General features: G+C 68.2%; 15 protein-coding genes and 1 tRNA gene. 9 read left to right on the top strand and 7 right to left on the bottom strand.

Annotation, left to right across the window (positions count from 1 at the left end; genetic code table 11):
- Positions 1 to 110: 110 nt before the first annotated feature.
- The 4 genes from AUL34_RS00930 to AUL34_RS00915 form a co-directional block, all read right to left on the bottom strand.
- Positions 111 to 1,013, bottom strand: coding sequence for a D-ribose ABC transporter substrate-binding protein (locus tag AUL34_RS00930; protein ID WP_370539016.1), 903 nt, complete (start codon positions 1,011 to 1,013; stop codon positions 111 to 113).
- A 102-nt stretch (positions 1,014 to 1,115) separates the two neighbouring features.
- Complete coding sequence (locus tag AUL34_RS00925; protein WP_061929794.1) at positions 1,116 to 2,186, bottom strand: ABC transporter permease; 1,071 nt, start codon at positions 2,184 to 2,186, stop codon at positions 1,116 to 1,118.
- Between the two features lie 14 nt (positions 2,187 to 2,200).
- Positions 2,201 to 3,736, bottom strand: coding sequence for a sugar ABC transporter ATP-binding protein (locus tag AUL34_RS00920; protein ID WP_061929792.1), 1,536 nt, complete (start codon positions 3,734 to 3,736; stop codon positions 2,201 to 2,203).
- Positions 3,733 to 4,386, bottom strand: a complete 654-nt coding sequence (locus tag AUL34_RS00915; RefSeq protein WP_061929788.1) for a DUF2291 family protein — start codon at positions 4,384 to 4,386, stop codon at positions 3,733 to 3,735. The genes AUL34_RS00920 and AUL34_RS00915 overlap by 4 nt, the downstream gene beginning before the upstream one ends.
- A gap of 362 nt (positions 4,387 to 4,748) precedes the next feature.
- Here AUL34_RS00915 and AUL34_RS00910 point away from each other — a divergent pair, with 362 nt between their 5' ends.
- The 4 genes from AUL34_RS00910 to AUL34_RS00895 are packed head-to-tail and all read left to right on the top strand — an operon-like array spanning position 4,749 to position 9,779.
- Complete coding sequence (locus tag AUL34_RS00910) at positions 4,749 to 5,636, top strand: sugar-binding transcriptional regulator (RefSeq protein WP_082653096.1); 888 nt, start codon at positions 4,749 to 4,751, stop codon at positions 5,634 to 5,636.
- Between the two features lie 54 nt (positions 5,637 to 5,690).
- Complete coding sequence (locus AUL34_RS00905; protein WP_061929782.1) at positions 5,691 to 7,316, top strand: FGGY-family carbohydrate kinase; 1,626 nt, start codon at positions 5,691 to 5,693, stop codon at positions 7,314 to 7,316.
- Between the two features lie 4 nt (positions 7,317 to 7,320).
- Positions 7,321 to 8,835, top strand: a complete 1,515-nt coding sequence (locus AUL34_RS00900) for a glycerol-3-phosphate dehydrogenase (RefSeq protein WP_061929779.1) — start codon at positions 7,321 to 7,323, stop codon at positions 8,833 to 8,835.
- An 11-nt stretch (positions 8,836 to 8,846) separates the two neighbouring features.
- On the top strand, positions 8,847 to 9,779 hold the full coding sequence (locus AUL34_RS00895; RefSeq protein WP_061930555.1) for a sugar phosphate isomerase/epimerase: 933 nt from the start codon (positions 8,847 to 8,849) through the stop codon (positions 9,777 to 9,779).
- A 338-nt stretch (positions 9,780 to 10,117) separates the two neighbouring features.
- Here the strand turns inward: AUL34_RS00895 and AUL34_RS00890 are convergent.
- Positions 10,118 to 10,191: transfer RNA gene (locus tag AUL34_RS00890), tRNA-Gln, on the bottom strand.
- Positions 10,192 to 10,523: 332 nt separating this feature from the next.
- On the opposite strand from AUL34_RS00890, the gene AUL34_RS00885 reads away from it, so the two are divergent.
- Positions 10,524 to 11,960 carry a Ppx/GppA phosphatase family protein gene (locus AUL34_RS00885; RefSeq protein WP_244492401.1) on the top strand — a complete coding sequence of 479 codons (1,437 nt, stop codon included), beginning with the start codon at positions 10,524 to 10,526 and terminating at the stop codon, positions 11,958 to 11,960.
- A complete protein-coding gene (locus AUL34_RS00880; RefSeq protein WP_061929776.1) occupies positions 11,960 to 12,709 on the top strand; it encodes an RlmE family RNA methyltransferase in 750 nt (249 codons plus the stop codon). Before AUL34_RS00885 ends, AUL34_RS00880 begins: the two co-directional genes overlap by 1 nt.
- Before the next feature lie 3 nt (positions 12,710 to 12,712).
- On the opposite strand, the gene AUL34_RS00875 is transcribed toward AUL34_RS00880, so the two are convergent.
- Complete coding sequence (locus AUL34_RS00875; RefSeq protein ID WP_061929773.1) at positions 12,713 to 14,101, bottom strand: MFS transporter; 1,389 nt, start codon at positions 14,099 to 14,101, stop codon at positions 12,713 to 12,715.
- 184 nt (positions 14,102 to 14,285) lie between these two features.
- Between AUL34_RS00875 and AUL34_RS00870 the strand changes: the two genes are divergently transcribed.
- Both AUL34_RS00870 and guaB read left to right on the top strand, forming a co-directional pair.
- The gene (locus tag AUL34_RS00870) at positions 14,286 to 15,284 is read left to right on the top strand and encodes an MBL fold metallo-hydrolase (RefSeq protein ID WP_061930541.1); all 999 of its coding nucleotides are present in this window, start codon (positions 14,286 to 14,288) and stop codon (positions 15,282 to 15,284) included.
- Positions 15,285 to 15,396: 112 nt separating this feature from the next.
- A complete protein-coding gene (gene guaB / locus AUL34_RS00865; protein ID WP_061929770.1) occupies positions 15,397 to 16,902 on the top strand; it encodes an IMP dehydrogenase in 1,506 nt (501 codons plus the stop codon).
- Here guaB and AUL34_RS00860 read toward each other — a convergent pair.
- Positions 16,881 to 17,792 carry a LysR substrate-binding domain-containing protein gene (locus tag AUL34_RS00860; protein ID WP_061929767.1) on the bottom strand — a complete coding sequence of 304 codons (912 nt, stop codon included), beginning with the start codon at positions 17,790 to 17,792 and terminating at the stop codon, positions 16,881 to 16,883. The genes guaB and AUL34_RS00860 overlap by 22 nt on opposite strands.
- A gap of 99 nt (positions 17,793 to 17,891) precedes the next feature.
- Here AUL34_RS00860 and AUL34_RS00855 point away from each other — a divergent pair, with 99 nt between their 5' ends.
- Positions 17,892 to 19,397: a catalase gene (locus tag AUL34_RS00855; protein WP_061929765.1), complete on the top strand. Its 1,506-nt coding sequence runs from the start codon at positions 17,892 to 17,894 to the stop codon at positions 19,395 to 19,397.
- The last annotated feature ends 19 nt before the right edge of the window (positions 19,398 to 19,416 follow it).

Raw genomic sequence — 19,416 nt, 5'->3', positions numbered from 1 at the left:
TCGCTGCTAAAAATTCGGCGAGGATCGAACGGGGTCGACCTCGCCGAATGAAGGCTGCGGGCGGGCAAGGATGGCCGGAACGCCGGGTGGCGCTCCGGCCCGTTGCGCCCTTACGGGGTCATCGTGAAGGGTGCCGTCATCTTGTCGGCGTTGTCCTTCGTGATCAGGATGCAGTCGAAGAGCTGCTTCTCGTCGGCCACGCCCGTCGCGCCGTTCTTGATGAAGGCGTCGGCCTGGCGGACGGCTTCGGCCGAGAACACGGCGACCGGCTGAAGCACGGTGTACTGGAGTTCGCCCGCCTTCACCGCGGCCACCGCATCCGGCGAGCCGTCGAAGCCGCCGACCTTGATGCCCGAAAGCTTGCCGGCTTCCTTCAGCGCGGCGACGGCGCCGAGCGCCATCTCGTCGTTGCCGGAAATAACGCCGATGATGTCCGGGTTCGCCTGCAGCAGGGACTGCATCTTGTTGTAGCCCTGCGTGCGGTCCCAGTTGGCGACTTCCTGGCCGACCTTCTCGAGGTCCGGATACTGAGTCAGCACGGTCTCGAAGCCGTTGGAGCGGGTCTGCGCGTTGTTGTCGGAGGGCGCGCCGAAGAGTTCGACATACTTGCCGGTGTCGCCGACCGCCTCGACCCAGGCCTGAGCGCCGATCGCCGCGCCTTGCGCGTTGTTGGAGACGAGCTGCGCCTTCGCGAGGCCCTCCTGGTTGATCTCGGCGTTGACGAGGATCACCGGGATGCCGGCATCGACCGCCTTCTTCACCGCGCCGACCGAGCCGTCGGCGTTGGCGGGATCGAGGATGATCGCCTTCACCTGGCTGGTGATGGCCGTGTCGATCAGGCGCGACTCGGCGTTGGTGTCGCCCTTGTGGGCGGCGACGGTGGCGGTGTAGCCGAGCTTCTCGGCTTCCGCCTTTGCGACCTCGCCCTCGGTGAACCAGTAGGGGTTCGACGGGTCGTTGACGATGATCGAGATCGCGCCGTCGGCGAAGGCGGGCGCGGAGAAGATGGTCATCACTGCTGCGGCAGTCGCCGCCAGAAGCGTCCGGGTCATGCGCATGGTTGTCTCACTCCCTATGAATGCCGGTTCCCGGCGAGGCTTGCCGTCGTTGAGGCGTCATGCCTTCGATGGCGAAGAGGTGGCGGCGGCCTTGGCGGGCTTGGGGGCGCGCCGGCCGTACTGGATGGAATTGAGGAGCACGGCGAGCACGATGACCGCCCCGGTGAAGACGGTCTGCCAGTAGGCCGACACGCCGATGATCACGAGCCCGTCGGCGAGGAAGCCGATCACGAAGGCGCCGAGCATGGTGCCGCGGATGTTGCCGCGCCCGCCGGTCAGCGCCGCGCCGCCGATCACGACCGCCGCGATCGCGGTCAGCTCGTAGGTCGTGCCGGCCGTCGGGCCTGCCGAGGTCAGCTGCGAGGACAGGACGAGGCCGGCGATGGCCGCGCAGATGCCGGATAGCACGTAGACCGTGATGGTGACGCGCTTGACCGGCACGCCCGAAAGCTCGGCCGCACGACCGTTGCCGCCCGTGGAATAGACCCAACGTCCGAAGGCGGTGCGGTTGAGGAGGACGCTGGCGAGGATCGCGACGATGGCGAGGATCAGGACGCCGATCGGCACGTTCAGGACGCGGTTGAAGCCGAGCCAGTCGAACCCGGTGTTGCCGAGCTCGGGACGCCCGCCGAGATTGTTGTAGGTCAGGCCGTTGGTCATCAGCAGCGCGATGCCGCGCGCCACATAGAGAAGGCCGAGGGTCGCGACGAAGGCCGGCACCTTGAAGTAGGCGATGAGGACGCCGTTAGTCAGGCCGACGAGCGCCCCGACGCAGGCCGTCAGGATCACAACCACCCAGACCGGCGGGTACAGGATGACGCCGAGCGGCTCGAGCGTCACGCCCTGCATCAGCGCGCCTGCGATGACGCCGGCAAGCCCGAGCGTCGAGCCGACCGACAGGTCGATGCCGCCGGTGAGGATCACGAGCAGCATGCCGATGGCCAAAAGCCCGAAGATAGCCACGTGCGAGGCCATGGTCAGGAAGTTGCCGGTGGAGAAGTAGTAGGGCGAGAGCGACGAGAAGATCGCGACGATTGCGATCAGCGCGAAGAAGGCGCGACCTTCCAGAAGCACGCGGCCGAGATCGAACCCGCCGCCGGACGCCTTCAGAGTGCTGGTGGTGCTCATGACGGAACTCCGGTTCAGTGGGTCACGGCTTCGCCGGAGGCGGCCATGATCTCTTCCTTGGTCACGCTCGCATCGAACTCCGCCGAGATCCGGCCGCGATGCATGACGACGATGCGGTGGGCGACGGCGAGGCATTCCCCGACCTCGGAGGTCGAGTAGACGACGGCGAGACCCTTGCGGGCGCCCTCGGCGAGAAGCTTGAAGACCTCGGACTTGGCGCCGATGTCGATGCCCCGGCTCGGCTCGTCGAGAAGGACCACCACCGGATCGGTCGCCAGCATCTTGCCGATCACGACCTTCTGCTGGTTGCCGCCCGACAGCGAGCCGATCGGCGCTCCGCCACCGTCGGTCTTGATGTGCACGCCTCGGATCGCATGGGCGACGATGTCGCGCTCGCGGCGCTTCGACGTGAAGAGCCCGCGCGTGAACGAGCCGATCGAGGCGAGGGACAAGTTCTCGCCGACGCTCATGGTCTGCACGAGGCCGTCGCGCTGGCGGTCCTCGGGCACGAGCACGAGGCCGCGCCCGATGCGCTGGGCGATCGAGAGCCCGGACAGGTCCTCGCCTTCGAGGAGAACCCGGCCGCCGCTCGGGCGCAGGCGTCCCGCGACGGTCTCCATCATCTCGGTGCGCCCGGCGCCCATCAACCCGTAGATGCAGACGATCTCGCCCGCGCGCACGTCGAGCGAGAAGCCGTCCACCACCGAGCGGTCGGGCCTTGCGGCGTCCGGCACGCTCAGGTTCTCGATGCGCAGGGCCACCTCGCCGAAGTCGTAGCCGGCGGGCGGCGAGCCGAGGTCGTAGTTGTCGCCCACCATGTTGCGGACGATCCATTCGAGGTCGATCTCGCGGCGCGGCGCATAGGCGGTCATCGTGCCGTCGCGCAGAACCACGGCGTGGTCGGTGATCTGCAGCGCCTCTTCGAGATGGTGGGAGATGTAGACGATCGAGACGCCGCGGCTCTTGAGGTCGCGGATCACCTTGAACAGGACCTCGACTTCCGTGGCGCTGAGCGCCGAGGTCGGCTCGTCCATGATCAGGATTCGCGACTTGACTGACAGGGCGCGCGCGATCTCGACGATCTGCTGCTGGCCGAGGCGCAGGTCCTCGACCGGGGTGAGGGGATCGATGTCCTCCTCGAGCTCCTCCATCAGGAGGCGCGTGATGCGCTCCTCCTCGGCGAAATCCACGCCGCCGGCGGGCCCCACGAGCTCGCGGCCCATGAAGATGTTGTCGCGCACCGAAAGGTTGGGCGCGAGCGAGAGCTCCTGGTGGATGATCGAGATGCCGCCGCGGTCGCGCGCGTCGGTGGAGGAGGCGAAGGTGACGGCCCCGCCGTCCAGCACGATCTCGCCGGAGGTCGGCCGCACAACGCCCGACAGGATCTTCATCAAAGTCGACTTGCCGGCCCCGTTCTCGCCGAACAGCGTCGTGACCTGGCCCTTGTGGACGTCGAAGTTGACGCCCTTCAGCGCGTGGACGCTGCCGTAGGACTTGGCGACGTTGCGCGCCGACAGGACGACCTCGTCGTGAGGCGAGGCTAGGCTCATTGTACGCTCATGGCGACCGGCGTCACCAGCCAGCTCTTCGGGTTGACGAGGCGGAAGACGCCGGTGACGGTCACTGTCTTGCCGGTGAGGGCCGAATTGTCGATGCCGGCCAGCACGTCCTTCTTCATCTGGTCGTTGATGGCCGCGCCGGCGTTCTGGTACTCGATCTGGTTCTTGAACTGCCCGAAGGCGATCGTACCCGTGGCGTCGCGTAGATCCGTGCCGTTGATGGCCGGGCCGGTCTGGACGCGCACCGTGGTCTCGGGCGGCATGCCGGGCACGGCGACCTTGAAGAGACCCGACTTGCCCTCGCCGACCGTGCCGGTGAACTTCACCGGGAACACGGGGCCCGTGCCGCCGGAAATGCCGTACTTCTCCGTCGCCGCCGCCTTGTCGGCCGCGAGTTCCGAAGAGAGTTGCGCGGCATCCTGCGCCCGCGTCTCGACGCTGGTGCGTATCTCGGGAAAGGCCGAGGCGCCGAAGGTCGCGGGCGAGAACACCTCGGCCTGGACGTCGTGCTCTCCGCCGATGGTGACGATCCGCGTGTCGTAGGCCATGGCCGCTACGAGCGCGACGCCAAGAGCCGTGACGATCAGGGGAGCGCGCGATGGGCTTCTGCCGCGCGGAGCCCGTTCACCTTGCAAGGTCATCGTATCATCCTCGTGCCATTCGGCCGAACCGGGTCGACGGTGTGCGGGACGGCGGCGCGCGCCAGGACGCGCCGGCTCGAAGCCGACGTCCGGAGAGGGCCTGTCTCACCCTGTCGCATCCCGTGTCCTCCCACGTCGCCATGGCCCCGGCACTCCACCTCCGGGGCTTGGGGGCTGCTGCGCGCCCCATCGGCCATGGGGGAAATTATTGACACTCGCCTGTTGAATGCAATAGTTTTCTTTCAGTGAAAAATTTTGCACTGCGAAGGGCAAGCCTGGGAGGGCCGGTGCGCACGTCGATCAAACGCGACTCCGACGAGAGCCTCGCCATTCGCGCGGCCTGGCTTCATTACGCAGCCGGAATGACGCAAGGGGAAGTGGCGCTGAAGCTCGGCGTCTCGTCCACGAAGGCGCATCGCCTGATCGCCTGGGCCTACCAGAACGGCGCGGTGAAGGTGTCCGTCGTGGGCAGCGTCGCCGAGTGCGTGGCGTTGGAGGATGCGATCCGCGGTGCCTTCGGGCTCGCGGTCTGCGAGGTGGTGCCCGATCTGCACGAGGAGGAGGGAATGCCGCTGCGGGCGCTCGGTGGCGCCGGGGCGGCCTTTCTCGAGCGAGAGATCGAGGCGGGAGCCGGTGGCGTGCTCGGCATCGGCTTCGGGCGCACGCTCGCCGCCGCCGTCACCGCCATGGCGCCGACCGGATCGGGCGCGATGCGCTTCGTCTCGCTGATGGGCGGCCTGACACGCAACTTCGCCGCCAATCCGCACGACGTGATCCACCGGCTGGCCGAGCGCACCGGGGCTCTCGCCTATGTCATGCCGATCCCCTTCGTCGCCAATTCGCCGGCCGATCGCGACGTTCTCCTGTCGCAACGGGGCGTCGACGAGATCTTCGGCCTCGCCTGCCGCGCCGACCTCATGCTCATGGGCATCGGCACGGCCGAATTGGACGCCCAGCTCGTCGGCTCCGGCATGATCCTGGCCGACGAGATCGAAGACGTGCGCCGCAGCGGCGGCGTCGGCGAGATGCTCGGCCACTTCCTGGACGAGGGCGGCGCGCCGGTCGAGACGCCGCTGTCGGGGCGCACGGTGTCGCCGGCGCTGGACGACATCCGCGGTCGGCGCGCGATCGCCATCGCCGGCGGGCCCGGCAAGGTCGCCGCGATCCGCGCCGTACTGCGCAGCGGCGTCCTCACCGGGCTGATCACCGACGAGCGCACCGCGCGCGAGCTGATGCGGGATGTGGGTTGAGGGAGGACGCGATGGGGGGACAGCGATCGGCAGGCCGGATCGGCGGAGGCGTTCATGGCTGAGGGCGCGGACATCCTGATCGGCATCGACGCCGGCACGTCGGTGATCAAGGCGGTGGCCTTCGATCTCGCCGGCAACCAGCTCGGCACGGCGGCGGTGGTCAACACCTATCGCGAGGAGCCGGACGGCTCGGCCGTGCAGTCGATGGAGCGGACCTGGGCCGACTGCGCCAAGGCGCTGCGCGAGCTGGGACAGATGGTGGAGGGACTGTCCCGGCGAGCCGCGGCGGTCTCGGTGACAGGGCAGGGCGATGGAACCTGGCTGGTCGGCGCGGGCAACCGGCCGGTCGGCGACGCCTGGCTCTGGCTCGACGCCCGCTCCGCACCGGCGGTGCGGCGACTGTGGGACAGCCCGCTGGAGCGGACGCGCTTCGAGCGCACCGGCACGGGGCTCAACACCTGCCAGCAAGGGGCCCAGCTTGCCCATATGGCGGCTGAGCACCCTGAGCTCATCGACAGAGCGGAGGTCGCGCTTCACTGCAAGGACTGGCTGCATCTCTGCCTCACCGGCGTTCGCGCGACCGACCCGTCCGAGGCGAGCTTCACCTTCGGCAACTTCCGCGACCGCGCCTACGACGATACCGTGATCGAGGCGCTGGGCCTGTCCGGGCGCCGCCATCTCCTGCCGCCCATCATCGACGGAACGACGATCACGCACCCGCTGACCCGAGAGGCGGCGCAGGCGACGGGGCTCCGCGAAGGCACGCCGGTCTCGCTCGGCTATGTCGACATGGTGATGACGGCGCTCGGTGCCGGGGTCCATGCTCGCGAGCCCGGCGTCGCCTGCTCCACGGTCGGCTCGACCGGCGTCCACATGCGCGCGGTGCGGTCGCAGGACGTGGTGCTGAATGCGGAAGGCACGGGTTACGTCATCGCCCTGCCGATCCCCGGCATCGTCACGCAGGTCCAGACCAACATGGCCGCGACGCTGAACATCGACTGGGTGCTGGGGCTCGGCGCCGATCTCCTCGCCGAGTTCGGCGAACGGCCGGCGAAGGCCGACCTTGTCGCGCGCATCGAGGGCTGGCTCGCGCGCTCCGAGCCCGGCGCCATTCTCTACCACCCCTATATCTCGGCCGGCGAGCGCGGCCCCTTCATCGACCCGGACGCGCGCGCCAGCTTCATCGGCCTGTCGAGCGGGCACCGCTATCCCGACCTCGTGCGGGCCGTGGTCGAGGGCATCGCGATGGCGGCACGCGACTGCTACGCCGCGATGGGCGAGATGCCGCGCGAGCTGCGTCTTACCGGCGGCGCCGCCCGCTCGCGAGCGCTGCGCTCGGTGCTGGCGGCCGCGACGGGCGCCGGCGTTCGCGCCTCGGCGCGCGACGAAGCCGGGGCAGCGGGCGCGGCGATGATGGCGGCCGTCGCGATCGGGGCCTATCCGACGATGGACGCCTGCATCGAGACGTGGGTGACGCCGCTGCTCGGTGCCCCCGAAGCGCCCGATAAGAGGCTCGCCGCCCGTTATGCCCGCACCTTCGAGGGCTACCGGAATGCGCGCCTGGGGCTTCGCCCGGTCTGGAACCAGATGGCGGCGCTGCGCTCGCGCGACCTGCGCCTCGATGCGGGCCCGGAGCCTGCCGAGCTGGCGATCGCCGCCGAAACCGATACGAGGAGCTGAACCGATGAGCGAGACGAAGACGATCGACGTGCTGGTGGTCGGCGGCGGCATCAACGGCGTCGGCATCGCGCGCGATGCGGCGGGGCGCGGGCTGTCCGTCGTCCTGTGCGAGAAGGACGACCTCGCCGAAGGAACGTCGTCGCGCTCGGGCAAGCTGGTGCACGGCGGCCTGCGCTATCTCGAATACTACGAGTTCCGCCTGGTGCGCGAGGCGCTGATCGAGCGCGAGGTGCTCCTGCGCTCGGCAAGCCACATCATCTGGCCGATGCGCTTCGTGCTGCCCCATTCGCCGGAGGATCGTCCGGCCTGGCTCGTGCGCCTCGGCCTCTTCCTCTACGACCACCTCGGCGGTCGCAAGAAGCTGCCGGGCACGCGCACGCTGGACATGCTGCGCGACCCGGAGGGCGCGCCGATCCTCGACAAGTACCCCAAGGGTTTCGAATATTCCGACTGCTGGGTGGACGACGCCCGCCTCGTGACGCTCAATGCCGTGGATGCCGCCGAGCGCGGCGCCGAGGTGCTGACGCGCACCGCCTGCGCCAGCGCCCGGCGCGAGGGCGACCACTGGGCCGTCGAGCTGCGCGACGAGACGACCGGCGAGACGCGCCGTCTCCACGCCCGCTGTATCGTCAACGCCGCGGGCCCCTGGGTCAACGACATGGTCGGGCGCGTGGCCGGGCGCAACTCGCGGCGCAACGTGCGCCTCGTGAAGGGCAGCCACATCATCGTGCCGAAGTTCTGGCGCGGCGAGCACGCCTATCTCGTCCAGAACACCGACAAACGCGTCATCTTCATCAACCCCTACGAGGGCGACAAGGCGCTGATCGGCACCACCGACATCGCCTACGAGGGCCGCGCCGAGGAGGTGACCGCCGACGAGAGCGAGATCGCGTATCTTCTGGCCGCCGTGAACCGCTACTTCAAGGAGAAGCTGCGGCGCGAGGACGTCTTGGAGACCTTCTCCGGCGTGCGCCCGCTCTTCGACGACGGCAAGGGCAACCCTTCGGCCGTGACGCGCGACTACTCGTTCGACCTCGACGAGGACGGCGGCGCGCCGATGCTCAGCATCTACGGCGGCAAGATCACCACCTTCCGCGAACTCGCCGAGCACGCGATCGAGCGGATCGGCAAGTTCTTCCCCTCGATGGGCAAGGCCTGGACCGGCAACGCGACGCTGCCGGGCGGCGACATCGCCGACGCCGACTTCGTGCAGTTCGCACAGGACATGCGCGCCGCCTATCCCTGGATGGGCCGGGAGATGATCCACCGCTTCGGCCGTCTCTACGGCACGCGCATGCGCACGATCATCGGCGACGCCACCTCGATCGAAGGTCTCGGCCGCCGTTTCGGCCGCCGCCTGTTCGAGGCCGAGGTCCGCTATCTCGTCGCCCATGAATGGGCGGAGCGGCCGCAGGACATTCTTTGGCGCCGCACGAAGGAGGGGCTGCACATGACGCCGGCCGAGCGCACCGAGTTCGCCGAATGGTTCGAGAGCGCCGAGCTGCGCCGCGCCGCCTGAAGGAACGCTCCATGCCCCTGACGCTCTCGCTCAACACCAATCCGCTGGTGAACCGCTTCGCGGATCCGGACGATCTCGTCGACACGGTAGCGCGCGACCTGCGCATCCGCGATCTGCAGCTCACCCACGAATTCATCAATCCCTCGTGGCCGGCGCCCGTGATCCGCCGCCTGACGCGGCAAATGGACACCGCGCTCCACCGTACCGGGGTGCGGGTGACGAGCGGCATGACCGGGCCTTACGGCCGGCTCAACCATTTCGGCCATCCCGACCGCGACGTGCGGCGCTACTACGTCGACTGGTTCAAGACCTTCGCCGACATCACGGGCGACCTCGGGGGCACGTCGGTCGGCACGCAGTTCGCGATCTTCACCTACCAGGATTACGACGACCCGGCGCGGCGCGAGGAGCTGATCCGCATCGCCGTCGACTGCTGGGCCGAGGTGGCCGAGCATGCCAGGGCGGTCGGTCTATCGTATGTGTTCTGGGAGCCGATGAGCATCGGCCGCGAGTTCGGCGAGACGATCGCGGCGTGCATGGCGTTGCAGGATCGGCTCACCGCCGCGAACATGGCAGTACCGATGTGGATGATGGCCGACATCGACCATGGCGAGGTGACGAGCCCCAACCCCGACGACGTCGATCCCTACGCTTGGGCGCGCGCCGTGCCGAAGGTTTCGCCGATCATCCACATCAAGCAGAGCCTAATGGACAAGGGCGGCCACCGCCCCTTCACCGCCGAATTCAACGCCAAGGGCCGCGTCCAGCCCGAGCCGCTGCTGACGGCGTTGGCGGAGGGCGGGGCCGTGGACAACGAGATCTGCCTCGAACTTTCGTTCAAGGAACGCGAGCCGAACGACCGGCAGGTGATCCCCCAGATCGCCGAATCGATCGCCTTCTGGGCCCCGCACATCGACACCGGCGCCGCCGACCTGCGCATCTAGCGCGCAAGGGCTACTCCCGTCGTTCTCCACGGCGATACGCAACGCGTATGCCGGATACTGCCGGTAGAGAACGGCTGCTTGCCGTCGCAACCCCATATGCACTGGGGGGCCGCGCTGGCCATGGATGTCGGCTGCCTGAAACGGGGCCTGTATCAGAACGAGGCTGCGGCACGGGCCCGGGGCGCAAGCTCGCATGGGTTCGAAGGAATCCCATAAAGGTAGGGTACTCACCACGCCCAGGCGGCAACTGCGAACGCATCCGAACCGCGAGCAAATTGCGGAGCGCGAGAACGCAACCACACGGACCGCCGAAAAAACAATGTCAGGATGAAGAAAGCTGGCTGGGGAACCTGGATTCGAACCAAGACTAGCGGAGTCAGAGTCCGCTGTTCTACCCTTAAACTATTCCCCAGCAGGAACCTCGCTTTCGCGAAAGGATCGTGATCTTGCCGACCGCGTTCCATGAGGGGCGAGATAAGGGATTTGGGAGCGGGCGTCAACAGGCTTGCGCGAGGTGAGCGCCGGCCGAGGCGTTTGAGGCGAAACCATGTCGCCGGCGCCGCTTTCGTTGGATGACCCGGGTTGCGCCTTGTGCATTGTGGCCGGTCGGCTACACTCCGGCCAACGTCATTGACCCAACGGGTCTTGGAGCGCCCCTGCGGCCGGCTCCGGAGAAGAAATGTGATCCATGAACAGCATCAAGGCCGAACACCAGTCAGGCATCTAGGCAGCGATCTCTCGGCCGTGCTCGTCCGCTCCTCTGGCGACGCCACGTCAGGCTCCGGCGAATCGACCCATTCCAAGCGAACGGAACCGACGGTCTCGAACGGGGAGGACGGCAAGGAAGGCCGCAAGCTGTCGAAGCGTCAGCGGCGGCGCAAGCGCAAGGCGGTGCCGGCGGAGGCACGCGCGGGAGGAGCCGGCGCGCTGCACGACCTGCCGCCCAACCTCAGTGCCAAACTGACGGAGGCCGAGCGCGCTCTGCGCGCTCGTTCCGGCGCTGACGGCGCACAGCCCGCGGCCAAGAGCCGACGTCGGCGGCGTGGTCGTGGCCGCTCGGGCTCGGCACCCGCAGCCATGCCCTGTACGCACGTGCCGTCGGCCGTCGCCGTGCCGCAGCGCGCGGCGCCCGTTCGCCGCGCCGATCGTCCGGACGGCGACGGCATGCGGCTGCCCACATATGCGGCGCTCGATCTCGGCACGAACAATTGCCGCCTCCTGATCGCGACGCCGACGCGCCCCGGCCAGTTCCGGGTGATCGACGCATTCTCGCGCATCGTGCGGCTGGGCGAGGGGCTCGGGCGCACCGGAAGCCTGGCCGCGGGGGCGATGGATCGAGCCGTCGCCGCGCTGGAGATCTGCAGCCAGAAGCTACAGGCACGCGAGATCTCGGGCGCGCGCCTGATCGCGACGGAAGCCTGCCGCGCGGCGGCCAACGGCGCGGAGTTCATCGAGCGCGTGCAGCGCGACACCGGTCTGTCGCTGGAAATCGTGACGCGCGAGACCGAGGCGCGGCTCGCCGTGTCCGGCTGCGGCTCGCTGGTGGATCGTTCCGCCAAGGGCGCCGTGCTGTTCGACATCGGCGGCGGCTCCACCGAGATCGCGCTGCTCGATCTCAGGCGCGGCGCGAGCCGGCGCCTGTCGAACCACATCGTCGCCTGGACCTCGCTGCCCGTCGGCGTCGTGACGCTGGCCGAGCGGCATGGCGGGCGCGACGTGCCGCCGGACGTCTTTGAGCGGATGATCCGCGAGGTCGAGGAGATGATCGCTGGCTTCCCCGGCGCGGGAAAGCTCGACGATCTCGTCGGCCGCGACGGTTTCCACCTGCTCGGCACCTCCGGAACGGTGACGACGCTGGCCGGCGTCCAGCTCGAACTGGAGCGCTACGACCGCCGGCAGGTGGACGGGCTCTGGCTCGCCGAAGCCGATATCGACCGCCTCGTCGGCAGGATCGCCGGCTGGAGCTTCGAGGAGCGGGTGGCCAATCCCTGTATCGGCTCCGAGCGCGCCGATCTGGTGCTCGCCGGTTGCGCGATCCTGGAGGCGATCCGCCGGGTCTGGCCGGCCAAGACCCTGCGCGTCGCCGATCGCGGCCTGCGCGAGGGGTTGCTCACCGAGATGATGGTGGCGGACGGCGTCTGGCGGCGCCCGGCGCCCGTGACGGTAAGGCAGACGGCGTAATGGCAAGTTCGGGACGGGGCGACGACCGGGGCCTTGCGGTCCGGGTCAAGAAGAAGCGTGGGCTGAAGGCCTCCTCGCGCGAATGGCTGCAGCGCCAGTTGAACGACCCGTACGTGCGCCGATCCAAGATCGACGGCTACCGGTCGCGCGCGGCCTACAAGCTGAGCGAGATCGATGACCGCTACAAGCTCCTGCGCAAGGGCATGCGCATCGTCGATCTCGGCGCGGCGCCGGGCGGCTGGTGCCAGATCGCGGTGGAGCGAACGGCCAATACGCCCGACGAGGCGCACGTCGTGGGTATCGACTATCTGCCCGTCGATCCGATCTCGGGCGCGACCATCCTGGAGCTCGACTTCCTGGACGAGACGGCGCCCAGCCGCCTGCTCGAGGCGTTGGGCGGCGATCCCGACATCGTCCTGTCCGACATGGCCGCTCCCACGACCGGGCATCGTCGCACCGACCATCTGCGCACCATGCATCTCTGCGAGGTTGCTGCCGATTTCGCCATCCGGACGCTGAAGCCCGGCGGTCATTTCCTGACCAAGACCTTCCAGGGCGGCACCGAGGGCGAACTTCTCTCCATGCTGAAGCGCAACTTCCGCACGGTCCACCACGTGAAGCCGCCGGCGTCGCGCGAAGGGTCCGTGGAGCTCTATCTCCTCGCAAAGGACTTCAAGGGTCGCGGCCCGGGCTGGAGCGAAGCTGAGATGGGGGAGCAGTCCGAAGGGGACGCCGGTCCGCTCGGCTGAACGCTATTCGGCAGGCACGCGCCGTCCGGCAAGCTCGGCCCCTGCTTCGCGCGTGAGGCGCATGAAGGGGATCGCGGCGAGCATGGTGACGAGGCCCACCGTGAGGAACGCCACCGAAAAGTCGGCGAGCGTGGCTTGGCCGGTGCCGTTGAGGACGATGCCCGCCTCCAGAATGCCGCCGGCCGTCGCCACGCCGCCGGCGATCGCGATCTGCTGGAAGGCGGCGAGCATCGACGTCGCATCGCCCGAGCGGTTCTGCGGCACGTCGGCGAAGGCGATCGTGTTGGTGCCGGTGAAGAACATCGAGCGGAAGAAGCCGCCGATCAGCATGAGAACGATCAGGACCGCGATCGGCACCGCGGGCCGATAGAAGGCGATGGCCCCGATCAGCGCGCCGCCGACGAGCGCCGAGAGCACCAGCGTCGGACGGAAGCCGAAGCGCTTGAGGATCGGCTTGATCAGCGCCTTCGTCGTCATCGCGCCGCCGATGGAGACCGCGCTGACGAGGCCCGACTGGAAGGCGGAGTAGCCGAAGCCGAGCTGCAGCATCAGCGGAAACAGGAAGGGCGTGGCGCCGGCGCCGATGCGAAACACCGAGCCGCCGATCACGGAGGCGCGCAGGGTGGCGATGCGAAGGAGATCGAGCCGCACGACGGGATGCTCGGTGCGGCGCGAATGCCGGACATAGAGAAACGCGAAGACGGCACCGACCAGCGTCGTGGCGACGCCGACCGTCGGCGGCAGCGCGGGCAGAGAGACGACCGACAGGCCGAACACGACGCCGGCGCAGGCAAGGCCCGACAGCGCAAAGCCCGTCCAGTCGAAATGGACGTCGCGCATCGGCTCGACCTCAGGCAGGAAGCGCTGCGCGAGGCCCAGGCCGACGATGCCGACGGGGATGTTGATGAAGAAGATCCACCGCCAGTCGGCATAGGTCGAGATGAAACCGCCGAGCGGCGGTCCGATCAGCGGACCGACGAGGGCCGGCATGGTGAACCAGGCCATGGCGCTGACGAGGTCGGACCGCGGCACGGCGCGAACCAGGAGCAGGCGCCCCACCGGCGTCATCATCGCCCCGCCCATGCCTTGCACGAAGCGCGCGACCACGAAGCCTTCGAGCGACGAGGCGAAGCCGCAGGCGAGGGAGCCCGCAAGGAACACGCCGATCGCCATCTGGAACACGGGCTTGGCGCCGAACCGGTCGGCCATCCGGCCCGAGATCGGGATGAACACGGCGAGCGCCACGTAGTAGCTCGTGAGTGCCAGTTTCAGCGCGATCGGGCTCGTCCCGATGTCGCGCGCGATCGTGGCGAGCGAGGTCGCGATCACCGTCGAGTCGATGTTCTCCATGAACAGGGCGACGGCGAGGACGAGGGGAACGATGCGCTTCACGGGGCGGGACCGGCGGCAGGACGTGGGATGTCGGACGGGATATAAGCCGCCCTTAGGGATCGCGCCAGCCGGGGTGAGCCCGCTATCTCCAGGATCCGTGAGGCGATGTCGCCTTGTGAACAGGGCGTTCCCGCCCATGTTCACGTTGATCCGACACCCAACGATCGAACGTGAGGTCGCCACGATGCCCGACGCCTTTGAACTCAACCGCCGCAACGCGATGCTCCTGGCGGCCGGCGGTGTCGCCGGAACGCTCTCACCCCGATCGGCCGCAGCGCAAGGCTCGACCATGGAAACCACCAGCGACACCCATCCGCTCGCTCCCGGCTGGCGGCGTTTCAAGGTCGGCGATGCCGAGGTGACGGTGATCCTCGACGGGATCCGACCGGGGGAGGGGCCGTTTCCGACCTTCGGCGAGGACCAGAGCCAGGAGGCCGTCGGTGCGCTGATGGAGGCGAACCTCCTGCCGCCCGCGCGTTTCGCCAACTTCTTCCACCCCGTTCTCCTGCGCCTCGGCGACGAACTCGTGCTCGTCGACACCGGCATGGGCGCGGGCGGGCGTGCCAACGGCATGGGCCTCCTGACGCAGCGCATGGGGCAGGCCGGCTTCAAGCCGGGCGACGTGACGCTTGTGGTGCTGACGCACCTGCACGGCGATCACATCGGCGGGCTGATGGAGAACGGCGCGCCGGTCTTCGCCAACGCGCGGTATGCCGTGGGGCGCACCGAGATGGACTTCTGGACCTCGGACGAGGCCAAGAACGGGCCGCGCGCCGAGAACGCCAAGGCCGTGGAGACCACCGTCGTGCCGCTCGAGGACAAGACAACTTTCCTCGGCGACGGCGACCAGGTCGTGCCGGGCATGACGGCACGCGCCGCCTTCGGACATACGCCGGGCATGCTGGCCTTCGAGGTCTCGTCGGCCGGCGAGCGCCTGTTCCTGATGGCCGACACGTTCAGCCACTTCGTGGTCTCCTTCCAGCGGCCGGACTGGCAGGTGCGCTTCGATCAGGACAAGACGGCGGCGGCGCAGGTCCGTCGTCAGTTCGCCGCCATGCTGGCGGAGGAGAAGGTGCCGCTTCTCGGCTACCATCTGCCGTTCCCCGGCTTCGGCTATGTCCAGAAAGACGGCGACGCGTTCCGCTTCGTCCCCGAAACCTACCAGACGCTGGCGGACGGCTGATCGGCCTCTGCTCAGCTTTTCTTTCGCGGGGGCTCATGCTACGAGCCCGTGCCAATCCACCAAACGCCGGCGCTCCCCAAGGGGCGCCTGCATTCATTTTCGGGGACTGGCAATGGCACGCATCATCGAGACCGCGACCGGCGCGCTGGCACTGACCTTCGACGACGTCCTGCTGCAGCCCGGCCACTCCGAAGTCATGCCGGGACAGGTGGACGTCCGCACGCGCCTCACGCGCTCGCTCCACCTCAACATCCCCATCCTGTCGGCGGCGATGGACACGGTCACCGAATCGCGTCTTGCCATCGCCATGGCGCAGGCCGGCGGCATCGGCGTGATCCATCGCAATTTCACGCCTTCCGAGCAGGCCGAGGAGGTGCGACAGGTCAAGAAGTTCGAGTCGGGCATGGTGGTGAACCCCGTCACGATCGGACCGGACGCGACGCTCGGCGACGCGCGCGCCTTGATGCAGGCGCATCGCATTTCAGGGATTCCCGTGGTCGAGAACGCCGGGCGCGGCGGCCAGACCAAGGGCCGCCTCGTCGGCATCCTCACCAACCGCGACGTCCGTTTCGCCTCCGACGACCGCCAGAAGATCTTCGAGCTGATGACCCGCGAGGGTCTCGTGACCGTGCGCGACAATGTCGACCAGGGCGAGGCCAAGCGCCTCCTCCACAAGCACCGGATCGAGAAGCTTCTGGTGGTCGACGGCGAGGGTCATTGCATTGGCCTCATCACCGTCAAGGACATCGAGAAGTCGCAGCTCAACCCCAACGCCGCCAAGGACGCGCAGGGACGTCTCCTGGCGGCGGCTGCCATCAGCGTCGGCGACGACGGCTTCGAGCGGGCCGAGCGCCTGATCGATGCCGGCATCGACCTCATCGTGGTGGACACCGCGCACGGCCATTCGCAGCGCGTCCTCGACGCCGTCACGCGCGTCAAGAAGCTGTCGAACGAGGTGCAGGTCATCGCCGGCAACGTGGCGACGCCGAGCGGTGCGCAGGCGCTGATCGACGCAGGCGCCGACGGCATCAAGGTCGGCATCGGGCCGGGCTCGATCTGCACCACGCGCATCGTGGCCGGCGTCGGCGTGCCGCAGCTGTCGGCCGTCATGGACGCCGTCAACGTGGCTGACAAGGCCGATGTGCCGGTGATCGCCGACGGCGGCATCAAGTATTCCGGCGATCTCGCCAAGGCGCTGGCGGCGGGCGCTTCGGCCGTCATGGTCGGCTCGCTGCTGGCCGGCACCGAGGAAAGCCCCGGCGAGGTCTATCTCCATCAGGGCCGTTCGTTCAAAGCCTATCGCGGCATGGGGTCGGTCGGCGCGATGGCCCGCGGCTCGGCCGACCGCTACTTCCAGGCCGAGGTGCGCGACACGCTGAAGCTCGTGCCCGAGGGCATCGAGGGGCAGGTGGCCTACAAGGGCGCGGTGTCGGCCGTGCTCCACCAACTGACCGGCGGCCTACGGGCCGCCATGGGCTATACCGGCGCGGCGACGCTGCCGGAGTTCCGGGCGAAGGCGACCTTCGTGCGCATCTCCAACGCCGGGCTTCGGGAAAGCCACGCCCACGACGTCACCATCACGCGCGAGAGCCCGAACTATCCCGGCTTCGGCGCCTGAGCCTCGCTCAGGCAGGCGCGGATCATTTCGGCCAGCCGCTCGAAGTCCGAGCGGCGGCCCGACGACGAGCGGAACACGAGAACGAGGGCGCGCGACGGCGCCGGCTCCTCGAAGGGCAGGAAGGCGATGCCGCCCGCGCGTGCTTCCGCCGCCACGGCGCAGGCCGGCACCAGCGTGACGCCGAGGCCGCCCGCCACCATCCGCATCAGCGTGTTGAGACTGGTCGCGCCGAGGCTGGCGAGGTCGCGCGATTCGGCGATCCGGCAGACGTCGAGCGCCTGATCGCGCAGGCAGTGCCCTTCCTCCAGGAGAATCAGCCGCTCGCCCTCCAGCCGATCCGGCGAAACGGGCGCGCGAATGCGCGCGGCCGCCGCTTCCGGCACGGCGAGCAGGAATGGATCCTCCCCGAGCGGGATCGTCTCCACACCCTTGCGCTCGACGGGTAGCGCCTGCACCACGCAGTCGAGCTCGCCGCGCGCCAGTTCGTCGGCGAGCTCGGCCGTGACGTTTTCCCGCACACCGATGGCGAGGCGCGGAAACGAGCGCGACAGTTCGGCCAGAAGTCCCGGCAGGAGATAGGGCGCAAGGGACGCGATGATCCCGAGCCGCAACTGGCCGACGAGAAGCTCGTCGCTGGCCTTCGCCAGAGCTTCGAGGTCGCGGATCTCCGCCAGGATGCGCCGGACGCGGCGTCCCACCGTGTTGCCTTCGGGCGTCAGCGAAACCCCGCTCGGCCGGCGCTCGAACAACGCAGTGCCGAAGTCGACCTCCATCTGGGCGATCTGCGCGGACAGGGCGGGCTGGGATATGTTCAGCCGCTTGGCCGCTTTCCCGAAATGCAGCGTCTCGGCCAGGGCTTCGAAATAGCGAAACTGTCGGATCGTGAACATCGCGATCGGATAAACCTATCGAGCAAGCGGGTAAATACGATTGGAAATTATCGACGGAATCGGATTGGAATGGCTCCAACTTGAAGGACGGAGGTTCCCATGACCGACAGACCACGGCTTACGACGACGGCAGGCGCGCCGCTCTCCTCGAACCAGAACGCCAAGACCGTCGGCCGCAACGGCCCGGTGCTTCTGGAGGACTACCAGCTCATCGAGAAGCTGGCGCACCAGAACCGCGAGCGCGTTCCCGAGCGCGTCGTCCACGCCAAGGGCTGGGGCGCCTTCGGCACGCTGACCGTGACGGAAGACATCACGCGCTACTCGCGCGCCAAGGTGTTCGACACGGTCGGCAAGAAGACCGAGATGCTGGCCCGCTTCTCGACCGTGGCCGGCGAGCAGGGCGCGGCGGATGCCGAGCGCGACGTGCGCGGCTTCTCGCTGAAGTTCTACACCGAGGAGGGCAACTGGGACATCGTCGGCAACAACACGCCGGTGTTCTTCGTCGCCGACCCCTACAAGTTCCCGGACTTCATCCACACGCAGAAGCGCCACCCGCGCACCAACCTGCGCTCGGCCACCGCCATGTGGGACTTCTGGTCGCTCTGCCCGGAGTCGCTCCATCAGGTGACGATCCTGATGTCGGACCGCGGGATCCCGGTCGACCCCTCGCGCATGAACGGCTACGGCTCGCACACGTTCTCGTTCTGGAACGACCAGGGCGAGCGCTTCTGGGTGAAGTTCCACTTCAAGACGAAACAGGGTCACAAGACCTTCACGAACGAAGAGGCCGAAAAGGTCATCGCGAAGTCGCGCGAGAGCTACCAGGAAGCGCTGTACGGCATGATCGAGGCCGGTCAGTTCCCGAAGTGGGACTTCTTCGTGCAGATCATGCCGGAGATGGAAGCCGAAGAGTTCGAGCGGAAGACCGGCTGGAGCGCGTTCGACCTAACCAAGGTCTGGCCGCACGGCATGTACCCGCTGATCAAGGTCGGCGAGTTCGAGCTGAACCGCAACCCGGACAACTACTTCACCGACATCGAGCAGTCGGCCTTCAACCCGTCCAACGTGGTGCCGGGCATCGGCTTCTCGCCGGACAAGATGCTGCAGGGTCGCCTCTTCTCGTATCCGGACGCGCACCGCTACCGCATCGGCGTCCACTACGAGTCGCTTGAGGTGAACAAGCCGCGCTCGCCGGTCAACCACTACAACCGCGACGGCTCGATGCCCTTCGGCCTGCGCACCAACCCGGATGCCTATTACGAGCCCAACTCGTTCAACGGCCCGGTCGAGGATCCGAGTGTCGAGGAGCCGCCGCACCGCTATAGCGGCGAGGTCGGTCGCTACGAGTATCGCGCCGAGGCGGACCACTACTCGCAGCCTCGCGCGCTGTTCCAGATGTTCGACGACGCGCACAAGGAACGTCTGTTCAACACGCTGGCCGGCGCCATGCAGGGCGTGCCGCAGTTCATCGTGGACCGCCAGCTCGCCCACTTCGACAAGGTCCATGCCGATTACGGCGCCGGCGTGCGCCGCGCGCTGGCCGGCTTCGGCCGTGACGACGAGCAGGCGAGCCTGACGACCAGCCACTCGGCCGCCGCCGAGTAAGGCTGCGGTTCTGCGAAAC

The organism is Aureimonas sp. AU22 (assembly GCF_001463745.1).
In the GTDB taxonomy this organism is placed as follows: Bacteria; Pseudomonadota; Alphaproteobacteria; order Rhizobiales; family Rhizobiaceae; genus Aureimonas.
The sequence above is the reverse complement of the archived record's forward strand: the minus strand, read 5'-3'. Positions and strand labels throughout refer to the sequence as shown.